The sequence below is a fragment of the Arthrobacter sp. AG258 genome (assembly GCF_004364695.1).
Taxonomy (GTDB): Bacteria; Actinomycetota; Actinomycetes; order Actinomycetales; family Micrococcaceae; genus Arthrobacter.
The window spans coordinates 41,305-57,444 of the sequence record NZ_SOBI01000007.1 but is presented as its reverse complement, the minus strand read 5'-3'; the positions used below and the strand labels follow the sequence as shown (position 1 = coordinate 57,444).

Below are 16,140 nucleotides of genomic sequence, written 5' to 3'. Positions count from 1 at the left end.
ACTTACTGTCCGGGGACCTTCTGCTGCGGCGCCGGGATGGAGCCGCCGTGCAGTTCAGGCGCCGGAGCCGCTGCAGCGGCCGCTGCTGCGGCCTGCGCGGCGGCTTGTGCCTGTGCCGCGGCTTGGGCCGCCTCCGCTGCCGGGGCCGAGGACGTCCTGCCGGCGTCCGGCGGCGTCGCCTTGCCTGCCGTTGCGTCATTGGCCGCCGGGGGCACGATGAGCTGGCCCGCCACAGCCGGCGACGGGATGACTGCCCCTGCCGGTGCGCCCTTGACCGCGGGCGTCGCCTTTCCGGTCACGGACAATGTGGACAAGTCGATCTGGCCTTTGACCGTGGAGGCCACCATGCCCAGTTCAGTTGCCTTGGCGGCCAGGTTCTGCGGTGCCTCGAAGTTCTGCACCTGCTGGGTGAGGTCCTGGTTTGCCTTGGTCAAGGAGCTCTGTTTGGCCCGGAGCTCAACGAGCTGGTACTGGGCCGTGGAGACCGAAATGTTAAGGACGAGCACTGCCACCAGCGCGACGGCCAGCATGGCGAAGCACATCACGACGAACGGGGCCCGGCGCTTGCGCGGGGCCGTGCGGACCACGGAGAGCGGGGTCCGTCCCTTGCGAACTTCGTCAGGCCGGCCCGCGGGCCTGCTGGCGGGCGCCGAGCTGCCGGAAACGACGGGAAAGTTCTTGACGGCGGCGGTGCTCATGCAGCTCTCCTGGCTCTGATTCGTTCTGCGGCACGAAGCCTGGCGGAGGCAGCGCGCGGGTTTTCGGCGATTTCGACGGCGGTGGGCACCTCGGTGCCCTTGGTGAGGGTTTTCAGCTCGGGCTTGTGCTCTTCCAGCTCCACCGGGAAGCCGAGGGGAGCCGATGACTTGGACCGCGCCTGGAACACGCCCTTGACGATCTTGTCTTCCAGGGAGTGGTAGGACATCACCACGATGCGCCCGCCCATGGCCAGGGAGTCGACGGCGGCAGGTACGGCCCGTTCCAGGACGTCCAGTTCCTCGTTGACCTCGATCCGCAACGCCTGGAACGTCCGCTTGGCGGGATGTCCGCCCGACTTCGCGGCCGAGGCAGGGACAACCGAGCGGATCTGTTCCACGAGCTCGCCGGTGGTGGTGAACTCCTTGACGGCGCGGGCGGCGACAATCCGGTTTGCTATGCGTCCTGCAAACTTTTCCTCGCCCCATTTGCGGATGATCCTGACCAGGTCCGCTTCGCTGTAGGTGTTAACAACATCCGCCGCCGTTCGGCCCCGGCTGGTGTCCATCCGCATGTCCAGGGGTGCGTCGAAGGAGTACGCGAAGCCGCGCTCACGCTCATCCAGCTGCAGGGAGGAGACCCCCAGGTCCATGAGGATCCCGTGTACTTCGGCTACGCCGAGGTCTGCCAGCACCTCCGGGATTTCGTCATAGACGGCGTGGACGAGGTCGGTGCGCCCTGCAAAAGGCGCCAGCCGCTCCCCCGCGAGGGCCAGCGCTTCTTCGTCGCGGTCGATCCCGATGAGGTGGAGGTCGGGAAACCGCTGGAGCATCGCCTCTGAGTGACCGCCCATGCCCAGGGTCGCGTCGACGGCTATAGGAGTCTGGCCCCGCAGCCTCGCAGCTTCAAATCCCGGTGCCAACAAATTGATGCACCGGTCCCGAAGGACCGGCACATGGCGTTCGGACGTGGGCTTCGGTTCATCTGTCATGCCTGGTCCTTTCCCGCCGTCGTTGTCACCTTCTGCTTCTGGGACCAGATCCCCATCCGCGCCTACCGTCCTGCCCGCCTGGCTCAGGGGAAGTTGAGCCAGGTTGGCAGCCGATGGGCCGGCTGGAGATCTCATCCAAGAAGCCACCTGCTGCCCGTTCCGGATTCAGAGAATGCCAGGAATGGGATCGTCAGTTTCGGAGAAGGCGGTTTCCTTCTCCGCAAGGTATTCATTCCAAGCCTGGGCGTCCCAGATCTCGGCGCGGGTACCGGCGCCGATCACGGCAAGTTCCCTTCCGAGTCCTGCATACTCCCGGAGCGCTGGTGGAATGGTCACGCGCCCCTGCTTGTCAGGTACCTCGTCCGAGGCTCCAGAGAGAAAAACGCGGATGTAGTCACGTGCTTGCTTGGAGGAGATTGGCGCCTCCCGCATCTGCTCGTGGACCCGTGCAAATTCCTTCTCGCTGAAGACGTAGATGCAACGTTCCTGGCCCCTTGTGAGCACCAGCCCGCTGGCAAGCTCCTCCCGGAACTTTGCGGGGAGAATGATCCGTCCCTTTTCATCCAGACGTGGCGAGTGAGTGCCCAGAAACACTGGCCCACCGCCTGTCCGCCGTCAGGAACTGCACATCCCCTGTGTTGCAACCACCCTCTTATGTCCTCCACATTACTCCACTTTCCACCACAGTCAACGCAAAACGGCCTTTCCAGCGCGGCGTTTATGGGATGTCACCCCTGAAAAGATGCGGAAAATGCCCTGGTGGTGGAAAGTGGAGGACTTTTACCCAAAACCGGCCCACTCGGGACCATGAGGCGGCCACCCGCCGGTTAAACAAGGAAAGGCCCGCCGAAGCGGGCCTTTACGTGCGATTCCCCGACGTCAGGGGAGCGAAATGGAGGGGCGGGGCGGCTTAGCCGGGAGGCCGCTCAGGACTCTCCCCTGCGGCGCTCGTCCCATCGTTCCTCGAGGCTGCTCATGAAGGAACTCCGGGGCTTGCCGGCCTTTCCCGTTCCGGCCTTGGAACCAGGGCGGCCCCGGGAACTGCGCATGGTGGCAAAATATACTCCGCCGCCCATGACCACAAAGCCCAGGACGCCGACGAAAATGTTCTGCAGGGTGACGCCAACCAGTAACAGGAAGACGCCGGCAAGCGCGCACAGGACTCCGATGACCACGTGCCTCGTGGACCATGACCGCCCGGGGTCCGAACCCATCGAGTTCGCGAACTTCGGATCGTCCTCGTGAAGCTGCTTCTCAAGCTGCTCAAGCAGCTTCTGTTCGTGCTCCGACAGCGGCATCACGACCTCCTTTTGTAGGCCAACGTCCGGGCTGATCCCAGCCACTACTTCTGACCCCTAGAACGTCTGCTGTAGCTGGAAAGTTCCCGTCCGGCCGGCGGCGGCCAAGACGGGAACCTTACATGCAGTCGCGGGGGCGGGAGCATGTCCAAGAGGGTCCGGCAGTAAGTCCATTCACTCGAAAACTATGTATATCCAAGGATAGATTGTTGAGGCCTGATCTGAAAGACGGCAATGACTTCGGCGGTCAGGCCGGACCTGCCGTTCCGTCCCCTGACGGGATGTCCGGCTCCATCAGGCGTGCGGGCAGGACAGACTTGCTGCCAAACCTGCGCGTTACCTCGTCCAGCGCCTGCTCGGCGGCCCGCCAGTTCTCATCCCTGCGGTCGATGCTCAGCTGCAGCGAGGTCCGCGCCGCTTCCTCAAGCTGTTCGGCCCGAACCCCCACGAGCCGCACGGTCATTGCCCTGTTTCCAAGGGACTCCAACAGCTGGAGTGCCACCGCATAGATCAGCTGGGCGCTGTCGACCGGGGTGTGGACCGTCCTGCTGCGGGTGATGGTGGAGAAGTCTGCAAACCGGAGCTTCAAGGCTACGGTCCGCGCCACCATGCCCGAGCTGCGCAGCCGCGTCGCCGTCCGGTGGGACAGCCGGAGCAGTTCCCGCCTCAGGAGCGCGTCGTCGGCCGTATCCACGGCGAACGTCTCTTCCGCCCCGATGCTCTTTTCCAGCCGCACCGGGGTCACGGGACGGGGGTCAATGCCCCAGGCGAGCTGGTGCACGTGTTCCCCGGCGGCGCCGAGGACCTTCTTTAGCGAGGAGACCGGGGTTGCCGCGACGTCGGCCACGGTCTTGATGCCCATGTTCGCCAGCGCCTCACCCGTCTTGGCGCCGACGCCCCACAGTGCGCCAACCGGGAGGCTGTGGAGGTACGGAACGGTTTCGTCGGGCCCAATCATCAGGAGCCCGTCGGGCTTGCACCGGGTGGAGGCGATCTTGGCCACGAACTTCGTTTCCGCTATCCCCACCGAGGCGGTGATCCCCAGCTCCGCGGCCACCCTGCGCCGGATCAGCTCCCCGATCCCCCGGGGCGGCCCCAGCCGGCGCAGCGCACCGGTGACGTCAAGGAAGGCTTCGTCAACACTCAACGGCTCCACGAGCCCGGTGATGGATTCGAAAATCGCCATCAGCTGCCCGGAGACCTCGTAGTAGAGCTTGTGCCGGGGTTCAATCACCACGGCCTGCGGGCACATCCGCATCGCCACGGCCATGGGCATCGCAGACTTCACTCCAAAAGCCCGGGCTTCATAGGAACCCGACAGGACCACGGACCGTTCCCCCGGGAACCCAACGATCACGGGCTTGCCGCGGAGTTCGGGGCGGGTACGGAGTTCGACAGAGACAAAGAAGGCATCCATGTCCACATGCATGATGCAGGAACGCCGGCGGCCCGGAAGGGGCGCGGCGGCTGGCTGGTTCATACCTGCGGGCACCACGGCTGCAATCCTATCGGTTTGCGCCGCCCCCTCCGGAGGCTGGCTAAACTGGAGGCTGATTCCGCCCACAACACCAGGAGGAAAGTCTCTGTGACGGTTATTGGAAACTTCAAGCCAGCTGGCCTGGCCGCGCTTGCCGCCGTCGGGGTCCTCGCCCTTGCCGCGTGCAGCCAAGCCCCGTCAGGCCAGGCAGAGTCCTCCCAGACCGCTTCCATTGCCGCCACGCAGTCCACCCTCACGGCCTCGCCCAGCCCGTCGGCATCCCCCAACACGTCGGCAACGGTCGGCGCCGTCGTCGAAGGGTTTCCCCAGCAGCTTCTTCCCCTGATGACCGGGGCCACGGTGGTGTCCAGCAGCTTTGACAAGGCATCCACCCCGGCAACGGCCGCGCTGGTGGGCACGGTATCGGCTCCCACCAGCGCCGTCATCGACTTCTACACCAAGGCCCTCGAAGGCCAGGGCTTCAAGGCGGTGCCAGGCGATACCGTGGGCGGGGTTGCTTCCAAGGACTTCGTCCGTGGCGACAATGAGACCGTGAACCTCGCGGTGGTGGAGGCTTCCGGCGTTTCCACGTTTACGATCGGCGCGAACGTCGCAGCTGAGTCGGCCAAGTGACGGCCGCGGAGCAGCTGAGGAATGAACAGGCAGACTTCGTGGCGGGAGTTGCCGGCGAACTGACCGGCTTCCTGACCCAGCGACAGTCCATCATGTCCGGCATCTCGCCGGACATCGAGCCCATCATGGGCTCCATCTCGAACCTGGTCACCGGCGGCAAGCGCCTGCGGGCGCTCATGTGCTACTGGGGCTGGCGCGGCGCCGGCGGGGCGGCCGGAGCCAGCCAGGTTGTGACGGCAGGTGCCGCACTGGAACTGTTCCAGGCCGCTGCCCTGATCCACGATGACATCATCGACCGTTCGGACACCCGGCGTGGCGGTCCCAGTGTGCACCGGCGTTTCAGCCAGCTGCATACCGCGCAGGGCTGGGCCCTGGACGGCGAACGCTTCGGCCAGGCAGCAGCCATCCTTGCCGGCGACCTTTGCCTGTCCTTCAGCGAGGAAGCGTTCACCGACATCGGCGAGCGTGCAGCCTCAGGCAGCAGGGCACGGCTGATCTTCAACCTCATGCGCGCCGAGGTAATGGCCGGACAGTACCTGGACATCCTTGAGGAAGTGGCAGGGCCGGTCCGGGACCGCGCCGGAGCGGTCGGCAGGGCCCAGTCCATCATCCGGTTCAAGAGCGCCAAGTACTCCACCGAACATCCGCTGGCACTGGGCGGAGCCTTGGCTGGAGCGTCCAACGAGCTGCTCCGCGGCTACTCGGCGTTCGCCCTGCCGCTCGGCGAAGCATTCCAGCTCCGCGACGACGTCCTGGGGGTATTCGGCGATCCGCTGACCACGGGCAAGCCCGCGGGGGACGATTTAAGGGAGGGCAAGCGCACGGTCCTGGTGGCGCTGGCCCTGGACCAGGCATCACCCGCGGAGTCGGCCTTTATCGACGCCAGCCTCGGCAGCCCCGATCTTTCCGAGGCGGACATCCTCGACATCAGGCGGATCATCGAGGATTCCGGCGCGCTGCAGGCTACGGAGGTCCTGATCGGGGAATTCGGTGCCGCGGCATTTGATGCCCTCGATGAACTCGAACTGGAAGACCTGCCCAAGACCGCCCTGCGGAGGCTGGCTGAAGCAACCGTCAGCCGAGCCTCCTAAGCGGCAAGTTACCAGGCGAGAGTTTGGGCCCTGCGCCTGATTTCCGTCTTGCGGCCTTCCCGCAATGCATCAATAGGGCGGCCGCGCAATGATTCATCGGCGGTAAACAGCCACACAATGAGGTCTTCATCCGAATAACCTGCATCGGAGAGCACCACAATGGTGCCTTTGAGGCTGTCCACTACCTGGCCATCCTGGATGAATTCTGCGGGAACCGAACGGATCTTCCGCTCCCCAACCCGCACCGCGGCCAAAGCATGGTCGTCAATCAGGCCATGGACCTTCGTGACGGAAACATCCAACAAACGTGCGACGTCGGGCAGCGGCAACCACTCGCCCACCAGGTTTTCTACATTACTCACGGACCAAGGTTGCCACGCTGCGTACCGTGTCGCCTAGTCGGGGCAATTCATTTGCCTGGCCGCCCCGGGACACTCCATGAAATTGGGCATTCCGGGCATTCTCCGGCTTCTTGTGCTAATCGCAAATTCGTGAGAGATTCACTTTGATCACAGTTGTAACACGAATAACTTAAGTCACAGTAGTATCAAGATTGACAGCGGCATCCCCGCCCGCGTCCGCGCCCGCAGTTGAGAAGAGGATTCTTTCCATGTCGATGTCCCGCTCGCCCAAGCAGCCCCCCAAGCCGAGCCTGCCGATGATTGCCGCCACCACCGCGGCACTGCCAGCGGTTGTCCTGTCATCCTTGGCCCTTGCCCAACCCGCAGCGGCAGCGCAGCCGGTACGCACCATTCCCAGCAGCCTTGCAGCGGCCATGAAAGCCCAGGCAGCTGCCCAGGTTTCCGGCGCGGTCATCCCCGCCTCTTCTGTCTCCACCACCATTCCGGCCACCCTGCAGCCCGCACAGCCGGCGCCCCCTGCGGAGTACACCATCGTCCGGGGCGACACCGTGAGCGCGATCGCCGGCCGCTTCGGACTGGACACAGGGGAAATCCTCAAGCTGAACAACCTCCAGCCGAACACCATCATTTACCCCGGCCAGAAGATCAAACTGTCCGGCTCGGCAGCACCGGCAGCCCCCTCGCCGGCTCCGGCAGCGCAGGCTCCGGCAGCACCGGCAGCCCCGGGCGGCGCAACCTATACGGTGAAGCCTGGAGACACCTTGGGTGCCATTGCCGCGCGGCACAATGTGGGCCTCTCCGACGTCTTTGCCTGGAACAACCTGTCGATGCGCTCCATCATCTACCCGGGCCAGAAGATCAAGGTCAGCGCCGGAAACGCCGCTCCCGCCCCTGCTGCACCGGCACCGGCGGCTCCCGCCCCGGCTGCTCCTGCACCCGCCTTGGCCGTCACGTCCGCTCCGGCCTCCGGTTCCTACACGATCAAGGCCGGTGACACCCTCTCAGCCATTGCCTCCCGGCACGGGGTCAAGTTGTCGGACCTGCTCTCCGCGAACCAGTTGAGCATGACCACCGTCATCTACCCCGGCAGCAAACTGGTCATCCCCGGCGGCGCCGGACAGGCAGGCCCGCAGCCCGCCCCCGCAGCCCCGCAGCCTGCCGCCGCTCCCCTGGTCCCCAGCACCTTCCTCGGCTTCAGCTACCCGGCAGCGGTCGTGAGTTCGGCCAACGAGAACAAAGCCCTCCTCAACGCGTCCCCCGTCCCTTCGAGGGATGAAATGAAGAACATCGTGGCGGATACCGCCCGTCGAATGGGCGTGGATACTTCGCTGGCCCTCGCCTTTGCCTACCAGGAGTCAGGCTTCAACCAGCGGGCCGTGTCACCGGCGAACGCGATCGGAACCATGCAGGTCATTCCCAGCTCCGGGCAGTGGGCATCCGACTTGGTCGGGCGCAAGCTGAACCTGCTCGACCCTTACGACAACGCGACGGCAGGCATCGCCATCCTTCGCCAGTTGCTGGCAACCAGCAAGGACCAGGACACGGCCATCGCCGGGTACTACCAAGGCCAGTACTCGGTGAGCAAGTACGGAATGTACGACGACACCAAGGCCTACGTAGCCGCTATCAAGGCAAACCAGAAAAACTACAGCTGAGCCCCCGGGCATCACCGGCTCCGGATGAAACACCGCGGGTCCGAACCGTTACCGGTTCGGACCCGCTTCCGTTTCGGATGCCTTTTGCCGCGGGATTAGGATCGTAAGGTGCAGGAACACGTGACAGACCCCCTTGCAGGGACACTGGTGGACAACCGCTACGCAGTGGCCTCCAGACTCGCCCGCGGCGGAATGTCCACCGTCTACCTGGCCGTCGACCAGAGGCTGGACCGCGAAGTGGCGCTCAAGGTGCTCCACCCGCACCTCGCCGCCGACGAAAGCTTCCTTGGCAGGCTTGGCCGCGAAGCGAAGGCCGCCGCGCGCCTCTCGCACCCGCACGTGGTGGGTGTCCTGGACCAGGGCAACGACGGCAACACCGCCTACCTCGTCATGGAGTACATCAAGGGCCACACGCTTCGGGACGTCCTCAGGGAACGGGGTGCCCTCTCGCCGCGGCTGGCGCTGGCCCTGATCGACCCCGTGGTGGAGGGCCTGGGAGCCGCGCACGCAGCAGGCTTCATCCACCGGGACGTCAAGCCGGAGAATGTCCTGATCGCCGATGACGGCAGGATAAAGATTGGCGATTTCGGCCTGGCCCGCGCGGTCACCAGTTCCACCAGCACCGGTGCGCTGATCGGCACCGTCGCCTATATCTCCCCCGAGCTGGTCCTGGGCCAACAGGCGGACGAGCGCAGCGATGTCTATTCCGTGGGCATCATGTTGTACGAAATGCTGACGGGGCGACAGCCGTTCGAGGGTGACGTCCCCATCCAGGTCGCCTACCAGCATGTCAACGGAACGGTCGGGCCGCCGTCGGCCTTGGTTCCCGGCCTCGCAGCGGAAGTCGATGAGCTGGTGCAGTGGTGCACCGCCAATGATCCGGAAAACCGGCCGGTCGACGGCAATGCGCTGCTCCAGGAGCTGCGCCACATCCGGACCAACCTCACGGATGCCGAACTTGACCTGCAGCCGCCCGCAGCTGCAGCAGCAACGGCCCAGCACCAGACCGAGGTCCTGGCCCGCGCCAGCAATCCCACAACGTTGATGCCCCCCGCACGGCCGGCTGCCCCCGGCTATCCCCCCGGACGGCAACCGCTGCAGCAGGACAGCACGGACGGCGGGGCTGCTACGGAAGCCCTGATGTTCCACTCCAGGCGGCCGGACCTCGCACTTCCCGACGACGCCGACGACGCCGACGACGCCTGGACTGCGCCGCCGCCCCGGCTCAGCAAGCGGGCGCAGCGCCGGTCGGAGAAGGAGGACGAAAAGGTCCGCGCGCGGGCGGCCGCCACTCCGGCGCGGACACTCCGTGAAGGCAACCCCCGCCGGCGCGGCATCCTGTGGATTGTCGTGCTTATTGTTGCCGCCCTGCTGGCCACGGGCGCCGGATGGTTTTTCGGCATGGGACCAGGCGCTGCGGCCGAGGTGCCGGCCGTCGCCAATAAAACGGTGGCGCAGGCCCAGCAGCTGCTCAACGGGGTGGGTTTCCATTCCACCACCAGCGATGTCTTCGATGACCAGGTGCCCACCGGGCTGGTGGTGGGCAGCGATCCGTCCGCCGGAACGGAGATCCGGAAATTCCAACCGGTCTCCCTGCTGGTCTCGAAGGGACCGCAGCTCTTCCCCCTGCCCAAACTCACGGGCGGAACCCTGACGGACGCGAAGAACGCCCTCAACGCAGCCCAAATGGCGCTGGGCCCGGTCAACGAACAGTATGACGACCAAACCGCGGCCGGCACGGTGCTCTCGCAAAATCCGGCGGCCGGCACTCCAGCCCGGCACGGCACGCCTGTGGAGATGGTGGTATCCAAGGGACCGCAGCCGATCCCCGTTCCCTCCGTCGTGGGCAAAGCCAAGGACGACGCCGTCGCCGCAATTAAGGCCGCGGGGCTCACTGCCGACACATCACCCGATGCGGTGTTCGACAAATCCGTTCCCGAGGGCGCCGTGGTCAGCCAGACTCCGGCTACCGGGACACTGACCCGCGGCGGGACGGTCACCCTGACCCTTTCCAAGGGGCCAAAGATGGTGGATGTCCCCAGCTTCATCGGCAAACAGGCTGCAGACGCGCGGAAGGCCTTGGAAGCGCTGGGCTTCCAGGTCCGGGTCAACAACATCCTCGGCGGCTTCTTCGGCACCGTCCGGGACCAGGAACCGGTTAACCGGAAGGTCCCGGAGGGTTCCGTCATCACCATCACCGTGGTGTAGGAGGTTGGGGCCGGCAGTGCCGGCCCCAACCCGGCCTAGTTCTTGGCGAGGGCCCCGGCGACGAGGAACGCCATTTCCAGCGACTGCATATGGTTCAGGCGGGGATCGCACACGGATTCATAGCGGTCCAGGAAGGCATCCTGGTCGATCGGGTCCGCGCCGCCCAGGCACTCGGCCACATCGTCGCCGGTCATCTCCACGTGCAGGCCGCCCGGTACCGTGCCCAACCCGTGGTGCACTTCGAAGAAGCCGCGCACTTCGTCGATGACGTCGTCGAAATTGCGCGTCTTGTAGCCGTTGGGCGACGTGACGGTGTTGCCGTGCATGGGGTCGGTGACCCACAGCACCTGGGCACCGGACGCTGTGACCTTCTCGACGACGGCAGGCAGCTTCTCGCGGATGTTGCCGGCACCCATGCGGGTGATGAAGGTCAGGCGGCCGGGCTCGCGGTCAGGGTCCAGCTTGTCGATCAGGCGCAGGGCGTCATCACCGGTGGTGGACGGGCCGAGCTTGACCCCGATGGGGTTGCGCACCCGCGAGAGGAAGTCGACGTGTGCGTGGTCCAGTTCCCGGGTGCGCTCCCCGATCCACAAGAAGTGGGCCGAGGTGTCGTAGGGGAAACCGGTGCGGGAGTCGATGCGCGTCAGGGCGCGCTCGTAATCAAGCAGCAATGCCTCGTGGCTGGCGAAGAACTCCACCCGCTTGAGGGCTTCGAAGTCGGCGCCGCAGGAGTCCATGAATTTGATGGCGCGGTCGATGTCCCGGGCCAGTGACTCGTAGCGCGCGTGGGCCGGGTTTTCGGTGAACCCCTTGTTCCACTGGTGCACCGAGCGGAGGTCCGCGAATCCACCCTGGGTGAAGGCCCGGATGAGGTTCAGGGTGGACGCCGAGGTGTGGTAGGCGCGGAGCATCCTGGCGGCGTCATGGCCGCGGGACTCGGGCGTGAAATCGTAGCCGTTGACAATGTCGCCGCGGTAGGCGGGAAGCGTGACGCCGTCGCGGGTTTCGTCGTTTGAGGAACGGGGCTTGGCGAACTGGCCCGCCATCCTGCCCATCTTGATGACCGGCATTGCCGCCCCGTACGTGAGCACCACCGCCATCTGCAGAATGGTCTTGACGCGGGCGCTGATCTTGTCTGCCGTGGCGGCCTCGAACGTTTCGGCGCAGTCGCCGCCCTGCAGCAGGAAGGCCTTGCCCTGGGCCGCGGCGGCGAGCCGCTCGCGCAGCACGTCCACTTCACCGGCGAAAACCAGCGGGGGAAGGACGGAAAGTTCCTTTACCGAGGCCTCGAAGACGCCGCGGTCCTGCCAGCTGGGCTGCTGCGAGATGGGAAGGTCCCGCCAGTTATCGAGTCCGGGATAGTTGGCCGCCCCGCTCTGGGCGGTACTGGACAGCGAAAAGGCAGGTTTTGCGGATAGCTCAGTCACCATCTAAGACTAGCGTCCGGGCGGGACCGGCGGGCACAGCGTCGTCACTCAGCCCGGCACCGGCGTCATAACAGCACAGGAAAGCCCAGTGCTGTTACCTGGCGGCGGATGTCCCGGCGTCGTCCTCCGGGGCCGGAGTGCCTTCCGCCGGGGCCTTCGGGCCGCTGCCCTGGACGAACTCGCCGTCGGCGGCGACCGGCGCGGCCAGTGGCTCGGCGGCCGCCTGGGGTTTCACGGGCTTGCCGGCAAGCCGCAGCTTGACCACGGCGGCGTACTCGTCCACGTACTCCTGGCCGGACAGCCGCATCAGGTTGGTCATGATCTCGTCGGTGACAAGCCGCTGCACGGTGCGGTCTTCCGCCTGGTCGCGGTATTGGCTGAAATCCAGCGGCTCGCCGAAGATCATGCCGATCCTGCGGATGTTGGGCAGCCGCTTGCCGATGGGCTGGACTTTGTCGGTGCCGATCATGGCCACCGGAATGACGGGAACTCCCGCCTGCAGCGCCAGCCGGGCCACACCCACTTTCCCGCGGTACAACCGGGCGTCCGGGCTGCGCGTGCCCTCGGGGTAGATGCCCAGCAGGCCGCCGGAGGTGAGCACGTCCATCCCGGCGTTCAGGGATGCCGCCGAGGCCGCACCGCCGGACCGGTCCATGGGCAGCTGGTTGGTCAGGCGGAAGAACGCCGCCGTCAACCTGCCCTTGATCCCGGTTCCCGTGAAGTATTCCGACTTTGCCAGGAACACCACCGGGCGGCGGACCATGAGCGGCATGAAGATGGAATCCGAGAATGACAGGTGGTTGGAGGCGATAATGGCGGCCCCCTGCGCAGGGATGTTGTCCAGGCCCTTGACCCACGGCCGGAAAAGCATCTTGATCACCGGACCGAGGAAGATCCTTTTCATGACCCAATAGAACACGTGGCGAACCTCTCCGGAAGGCGGCTTCCAGCCCCGGCGTCGGGCCTGGCCAGCGATTCAATGCAACCCTACTCTAGTGAGATTTGGCAGGAACAGTGACACGATGGAGTCATGACTGAAAGCAGCACCCCGCCCCGTCCGGCCGCTTTCAGCTATCCAGGCCACGGCCCCAATGCGCGGATTGGCATCGCCATCTGCCACGGGTTCACCGGCAGCCCGTTAAGCGTGCTGCCGTGGGCAACCCACCTGGCGGACCAGGGATACGCGGTGTCCGTTCCCCTGTTGCCGGGACATGGGACCCACTGGCGCCAGCTCGCCCGAACGAGGTGGCAGGACTGGTACCGCAGTTACGAGGAAGCCTTCCTGGATCTTTCCGCGGGGACGGAAATGACGTTTACCGCCGGCCTCTCCATGGGCGGCGCGATCGCCCTGCTTGCGGCCTCCCGCCACCACACTGCGGGGGTCACCATCGTCAACCCGGGCCTGAGCTTCTATGACCGCCGGGTGCGCGTGATCGGTGTCCTCAAGTACTTCCAGCGGACCACGATTCCCATCCAGGAGGACCAACCTACGGCGGCGGCAACGGACGACGGCGACTATTCGCGGACTCCGTTGGCGGCCGTGCATGAGCTCAAGAAGCTCTTTGGCGCCGCAATCCGCGGGCTGCCGAAAGTGGACGCCCCGGTCCAGGTCTTCAAATCGCGGACGGACGCCGTGGTCCCGCCATCATCCCTGGCCCTCCTGGAGAAAGGGCTGCGGGGAAACCTCGCCGAGGTGGTGGAGCTTGCCAGCAGCGGACATGTGGCTACTCTGGACGTGGACGCGCCCGCGATCTTCGAGAAATCGGAAGCATTCGTCGCCGCCCACGCCCGCCGCACCAGTACCTTGGAGACCCCATGACCTCCGGCCCCGACCACAGCCCCTTCTCCAGTGCCTTCAGCGGCGAGGGTCCCCGCACCGGAATCGTCCTGTCCCATGGCTTCACGGGAAGCCCGCATGGTTTGCGCGCCTGGGCCACGGCGTTCGCCGAGGCTGGGTTCGCCGTCCGGATGCCGCTGCTTCCGGGCCACGGCACGACGTGGCAGGACCTCTCCCGGACCCGCTGGCAGCAATGGCACAGCGCCCTCGATGAAGCGTTCCTCGAGCTGGACTCCCAGTGCGACCGGGTTTTCGCTGCCGGGCTGAGCATGGGCGGTGCCCTGGCGCTGAGGATTGCCGCAACCAGGCCGGTGGCGGGAGTGGTCCTGGTGAACCCCGGCCTGGTGGTCGACGACCCCCGCGCGCCGCTGGCGGGCATCCTGAAGCTGGTCCTGAAGAGCACCCCGTCCATCGGCAACGACATCCTCAAAGCCGGCGTGGATGAGGGCGCCTACGCACGCACCCCGGTGGCCGCCGCCCACGAACTCAACAAGATGTTCAAGGACACCGTCCGGCTCCTCCCCCGGATCACCGCCCCGGTCCAGGTGTACCGGTCAACCGTGGACCATGTGGTGTCCGATGCCAGCATGGCTGTCCTTCGGCGCGGGCTGGCGAACGCACCCCTGGACGTGGTCCGGCTGGAAAACAGTTACCACGTCGCCACCCTGGACAACGACGCAGATCTGATTTTCGAGGGCTCGGTGGATTTCATTCGGCGGGTCCTGAACGCCGCGCCCCCGGCCAGTCCCGCCGCTGCTGGGCAGGAGGGCCGCCATGAACAGGCATGACCCGGGCCAGCCGGATCCGGGGGCCAGCCAGGATGACGCCGTCTGGCTGGACCTGGTGGCACGGCTCGAATCGGACACCGTGGCAACGCGCCCTGATACCCCGGCAGGCGGCCAGCTGCCACCGTCCGGGAAGGTGTCCGGAGCGCCGGAAACCCACCAGCCGCCGTCGTTCCAGGACTTCGACCCCCTGGGGCTGGCAGGGATGCCGGCGGCGGAGCGCCAGGCGGCAGCCGCCGGCGGGACGGGCACGGAGCCTGCCGGCCCGTCCGAGGGACCCCGCGACTATGAGGTTGACGACGACGGCGGTGAGTTCGTGCCCGAGGAGCCGCCCAGCCTGGCCGGCACCGATCCGCTGACCATGCTGGCGTGGCTGGGAGCCGTGGGCGGACCGGTGGCGCTGCTGTTGTCGGCAATGTTCTGGCGGTCGGCACCCCTGCTGGCGATCGTCGGCATTGTTGCCGTCTTCGTGCTCGCGACCGTTTACCTGATCATGAAGCTGCCGCAGGAAAAGAACGGCGACGACGACGGCGCGAGGGTCTAGCAGGGCTCCCCGGCCAGGTCAGCTGCGGACGCGGCTGCTGACGCGGGAGAGGTCGGCTGCGCCGATCAGGCCGGCATTGGGACCCAGGGCCGCCAGTTCGATGGCCGCTTCCGGCCGGAAGCCACGGCCGGTGAGGTTCCGGGAGAACGCCTTGCGGGCCGGCTGCACCAGCAGGTCACCCGCAGAGCACAAGCCCCCGCCGATGACGAACATGCCTGGATCGAGGGCTGCGGCCAGGTTGGCCAGTCCCAGGCCAAGCCATTCGCCCACTTCCTCGATCAGTTCGCGCGAGGCACGGTCGCCCGCCAGGGCCAGTTCCGTGACGATTGCACCCGTGATTGCTTCCGGACGGCCGCCCACGGCCGCCAGCAGGTCCTGGGCTACGGGCGAATTTGCCCGGGCGAGGAGCCGGGCCTCCCGGCCCAGGGCGTTGCCCGATGCGTATTGTTCCCAGCATCCGCGGTTGCCGCACTCGCACCGGTGGCCGCCGGGCATGATGATCTGGTGGCCAAACTCGCCGGCAACTCCGAAGCGGCCGCGTTCCACCCTGCCGTCCATCACCATGGCCCCGCCGATTCCAGTCCCAAGGGTGATGCACACCAGGCGGTCCTCCCCTTGGCCGGCACCGAAGCGCCATTCCGCCCACGCCGCAGCATCGGCGTCGTTGGTCAGGAGCACGGGACGGCGAAGGAGCCGTTGCAGGTTCTCGCGGAGAGGCTCGTTGCGCCAGGCCAGATGCGGACTGAAGAGGACGGTTCCGCCGGCCAGGTCCATCCACCCTGCGGCGCCGATTCCCACCGACCAGATGCGGTGGCCCCGGCCCAGTTCCTCGACGAGTTCGACAATGACCTGCTCCACCGCCCGCGGGTCGGTGCCAGGCGTGGACCGGCGCGCTTCGCTGAGAATCCGGCCTTCGGCGTCCACAACGCCCGCGGCGACCTTGGTCCCCCCGATATCGATCCCGATGGCCAATCCCTTGCGGCCAAGGCGGAGGTGCCCGCGGACGCCGCCGCCGTGCAACCGTCCGGCGCGCTGGATGGCGGGACGGCGCCGCCAGGGAGCCGGTCTTCCAAGGGGGCCGGCCTGATCGCCGGGCAACGCTCCGTACATAGTCCACCATTCTAGGCGGGCACCGG

General features: G+C 66.3%; 16 protein-coding genes. 7 read left to right on the top strand and 9 right to left on the bottom strand.

The features are described from left to right. Positions 1-2: 2 nt before the first annotated feature. The 5 genes from DFO47_RS15355 to dinB form a co-directional block, all read right to left on the bottom strand. On the bottom strand, positions 3-698 hold the full coding sequence (locus DFO47_RS15355; protein WP_109864328.1) for a hypothetical protein: 696 nt from the start codon (positions 696-698) through the stop codon (positions 3-5). Beyond that, the gene (gene rsmH / locus DFO47_RS15350) at positions 695-1,687 is read right to left on the bottom strand and encodes a 16S rRNA (cytosine(1402)-N(4))-methyltransferase RsmH (protein WP_133832213.1); all 993 of its coding nucleotides are present in this window, start codon (positions 1,685-1,687) and stop codon (positions 695-697) included. The genes DFO47_RS15355 and rsmH overlap by 4 nt, the downstream gene beginning before the upstream one ends. A 165-nt stretch (positions 1,688-1,852) precedes the next feature. Then, on the bottom strand, positions 1,853-2,281 hold the full coding sequence (mraZ, locus tag DFO47_RS15345; protein WP_018763545.1) for a division/cell wall cluster transcriptional repressor MraZ: 429 nt from the start codon (positions 2,279-2,281) through the stop codon (positions 1,853-1,855). A gap of 332 nt (positions 2,282-2,613) precedes the next feature. Continuing rightward, positions 2,614-2,985, bottom strand: coding sequence for a DUF3040 domain-containing protein (locus DFO47_RS15340; protein WP_018763544.1), 372 nt, complete (start codon positions 2,983-2,985; stop codon positions 2,614-2,616). 247 nt (positions 2,986-3,232) lie between these two features. Then, positions 3,233-4,465 (bottom strand): DNA polymerase IV, encoded by a 1,233-nt coding sequence (dinB, locus tag DFO47_RS15335; protein WP_133832212.1) that lies wholly within the window; start codon positions 4,463-4,465, stop codon positions 3,233-3,235. 105 nt (positions 4,466-4,570) lie between these two features. Here dinB and DFO47_RS15330 point away from each other — a divergent pair, with 105 nt between their 5' ends. Further along, positions 4,571-5,095 carry a hypothetical protein gene (locus tag DFO47_RS15330; protein WP_018763542.1) on the top strand — a complete coding sequence of 175 codons (525 nt, stop codon included), beginning with the start codon at positions 4,571-4,573 and terminating at the stop codon, positions 5,093-5,095. Next, entirely contained in the window at positions 5,092-6,186 is a 1,095-nt protein-coding gene (locus tag DFO47_RS15325) for a polyprenyl synthetase family protein (RefSeq protein WP_133832211.1), read from the top strand. Before DFO47_RS15330 ends, DFO47_RS15325 begins: the two co-directional genes overlap by 4 nt. A gap of 8 nt (positions 6,187-6,194) precedes the next feature. On the opposite strand, the gene DFO47_RS15320 is transcribed toward DFO47_RS15325, so the two are convergent. Further along, a complete protein-coding gene (locus tag DFO47_RS15320) occupies positions 6,195-6,548 on the bottom strand; it encodes an Rv2175c family DNA-binding protein (RefSeq protein WP_026265088.1) in 354 nt (117 codons plus the stop codon). A gap of 248 nt (positions 6,549-6,796) precedes the next feature. On the opposite strand from DFO47_RS15320, the gene DFO47_RS21220 reads away from it, so the two are divergent. Both DFO47_RS21220 and DFO47_RS15310 read left to right on the top strand, forming a co-directional pair. Beyond that, positions 6,797-8,203 carry a lytic transglycosylase domain-containing protein gene (locus DFO47_RS21220; protein ID WP_133832210.1) on the top strand — a complete coding sequence of 469 codons (1,407 nt, stop codon included), beginning with the start codon at positions 6,797-6,799 and terminating at the stop codon, positions 8,201-8,203. Between the two features lie 108 nt (positions 8,204-8,311). Continuing rightward, positions 8,312-10,411: a PASTA domain-containing protein gene (locus DFO47_RS15310; RefSeq protein WP_133832209.1), complete on the top strand. Its 2,100-nt coding sequence runs from the start codon at positions 8,312-8,314 to the stop codon at positions 10,409-10,411. A 35-nt stretch (positions 10,412-10,446) separates the two neighbouring features. Here the strand turns inward: DFO47_RS15310 and DFO47_RS15305 are convergent, their stop codons facing one another. Together DFO47_RS15305 and DFO47_RS15300 are read right to left on the bottom strand one after the other, a co-directional pair. After that, a complete protein-coding gene (locus tag DFO47_RS15305; RefSeq protein ID WP_018763537.1) occupies positions 10,447-11,841 on the bottom strand; it encodes a 3-deoxy-7-phosphoheptulonate synthase class II in 1,395 nt (464 codons plus the stop codon). A 91-nt stretch (positions 11,842-11,932) separates the two neighbouring features. Beyond that, on the bottom strand, positions 11,933-12,757 hold the full coding sequence (locus tag DFO47_RS15300; RefSeq protein ID WP_018763536.1) for a lysophospholipid acyltransferase family protein: 825 nt from the start codon (positions 12,755-12,757) through the stop codon (positions 11,933-11,935). Between the two features lie 111 nt (positions 12,758-12,868). Here DFO47_RS15300 and DFO47_RS15295 point away from each other — a divergent pair, with 111 nt between their 5' ends. From DFO47_RS15295 to DFO47_RS15285, 3 genes are read left to right on the top strand one after another with little or no spacing between them, the layout of a single operon-like run. Then, positions 12,869-13,657 (top strand): alpha/beta fold hydrolase, encoded by a 789-nt coding sequence (locus DFO47_RS15295; RefSeq protein ID WP_133832208.1) that lies wholly within the window; start codon positions 12,869-12,871, stop codon positions 13,655-13,657. Continuing rightward, on the top strand, positions 13,654-14,463 hold the full coding sequence (locus DFO47_RS15290) for an alpha/beta fold hydrolase (protein ID WP_109864335.1): 810 nt from the start codon (positions 13,654-13,656) through the stop codon (positions 14,461-14,463). The genes DFO47_RS15295 and DFO47_RS15290 overlap by 4 nt, the downstream gene beginning before the upstream one ends. Continuing rightward, positions 14,450-15,004, top strand: coding sequence for a hypothetical protein (locus DFO47_RS15285; RefSeq protein ID WP_109864336.1), 555 nt, complete (start codon positions 14,450-14,452; stop codon positions 15,002-15,004). Before DFO47_RS15290 ends, DFO47_RS15285 begins: the two co-directional genes overlap by 14 nt. A gap of 18 nt (positions 15,005-15,022) precedes the next feature. Here DFO47_RS15285 and DFO47_RS15280 read toward each other — a convergent pair whose 3' ends face one another. Next, a complete protein-coding gene (locus DFO47_RS15280) occupies positions 15,023-16,114 on the bottom strand; it encodes an ROK family glucokinase (RefSeq protein ID WP_026265086.1) in 1,092 nt (363 codons plus the stop codon). Positions 16,115-16,140 lie beyond the last annotated feature (26 nt).

Coding starts and splice junctions, on each gene's coding strand:
- DFO47_RS15355 (WP_109864328.1), bottom strand. CDS start 698: ATGAGCACCGCCGCCGTCAAGAACTTTCCCGTCGTTTCCGGCAGCTCG.
- rsmH (WP_133832213.1), bottom strand. CDS start 1,687: ATGACAGATGAACCGAAGCCCACGTCCGAACGCCATGTGCCGGTCCTT.
- DFO47_RS15340 (WP_018763544.1), bottom strand. CDS start 2,985: ATGCCGCTGTCGGAGCACGAACAGAAGCTGCTTGAGCAGCTTGAGAAG.
- dinB (WP_133832212.1), bottom strand. CDS start 4,465: ATGAACCAGCCAGCCGCCGCGCCCCTTCCGGGCCGCCGGCGTTCCTGC.
- DFO47_RS21220 (WP_133832210.1), top strand. CDS start 6,797: ATGTCGATGTCCCGCTCGCCCAAGCAGCCCCCCAAGCCGAGCCTGCCG.
- DFO47_RS15305 (WP_018763537.1), bottom strand. CDS start 11,841: ATGGTGACTGAGCTATCCGCAAAACCTGCCTTTTCGCTGTCCAGTACC.
- DFO47_RS15295 (WP_133832208.1), top strand. CDS start 12,869: ATGACTGAAAGCAGCACCCCGCCCCGTCCGGCCGCTTTCAGCTATCCA.
- DFO47_RS15290 (WP_109864335.1), top strand. CDS start 13,654: ATGACCTCCGGCCCCGACCACAGCCCCTTCTCCAGTGCCTTCAGCGGC.
- DFO47_RS15285 (WP_109864336.1), top strand. CDS start 14,450: ATGAACAGGCATGACCCGGGCCAGCCGGATCCGGGGGCCAGCCAGGAT.
- DFO47_RS15280 (WP_026265086.1), bottom strand. CDS start 16,114: ATGTACGGAGCGTTGCCCGGCGATCAGGCCGGCCCCCTTGGAAGACCG.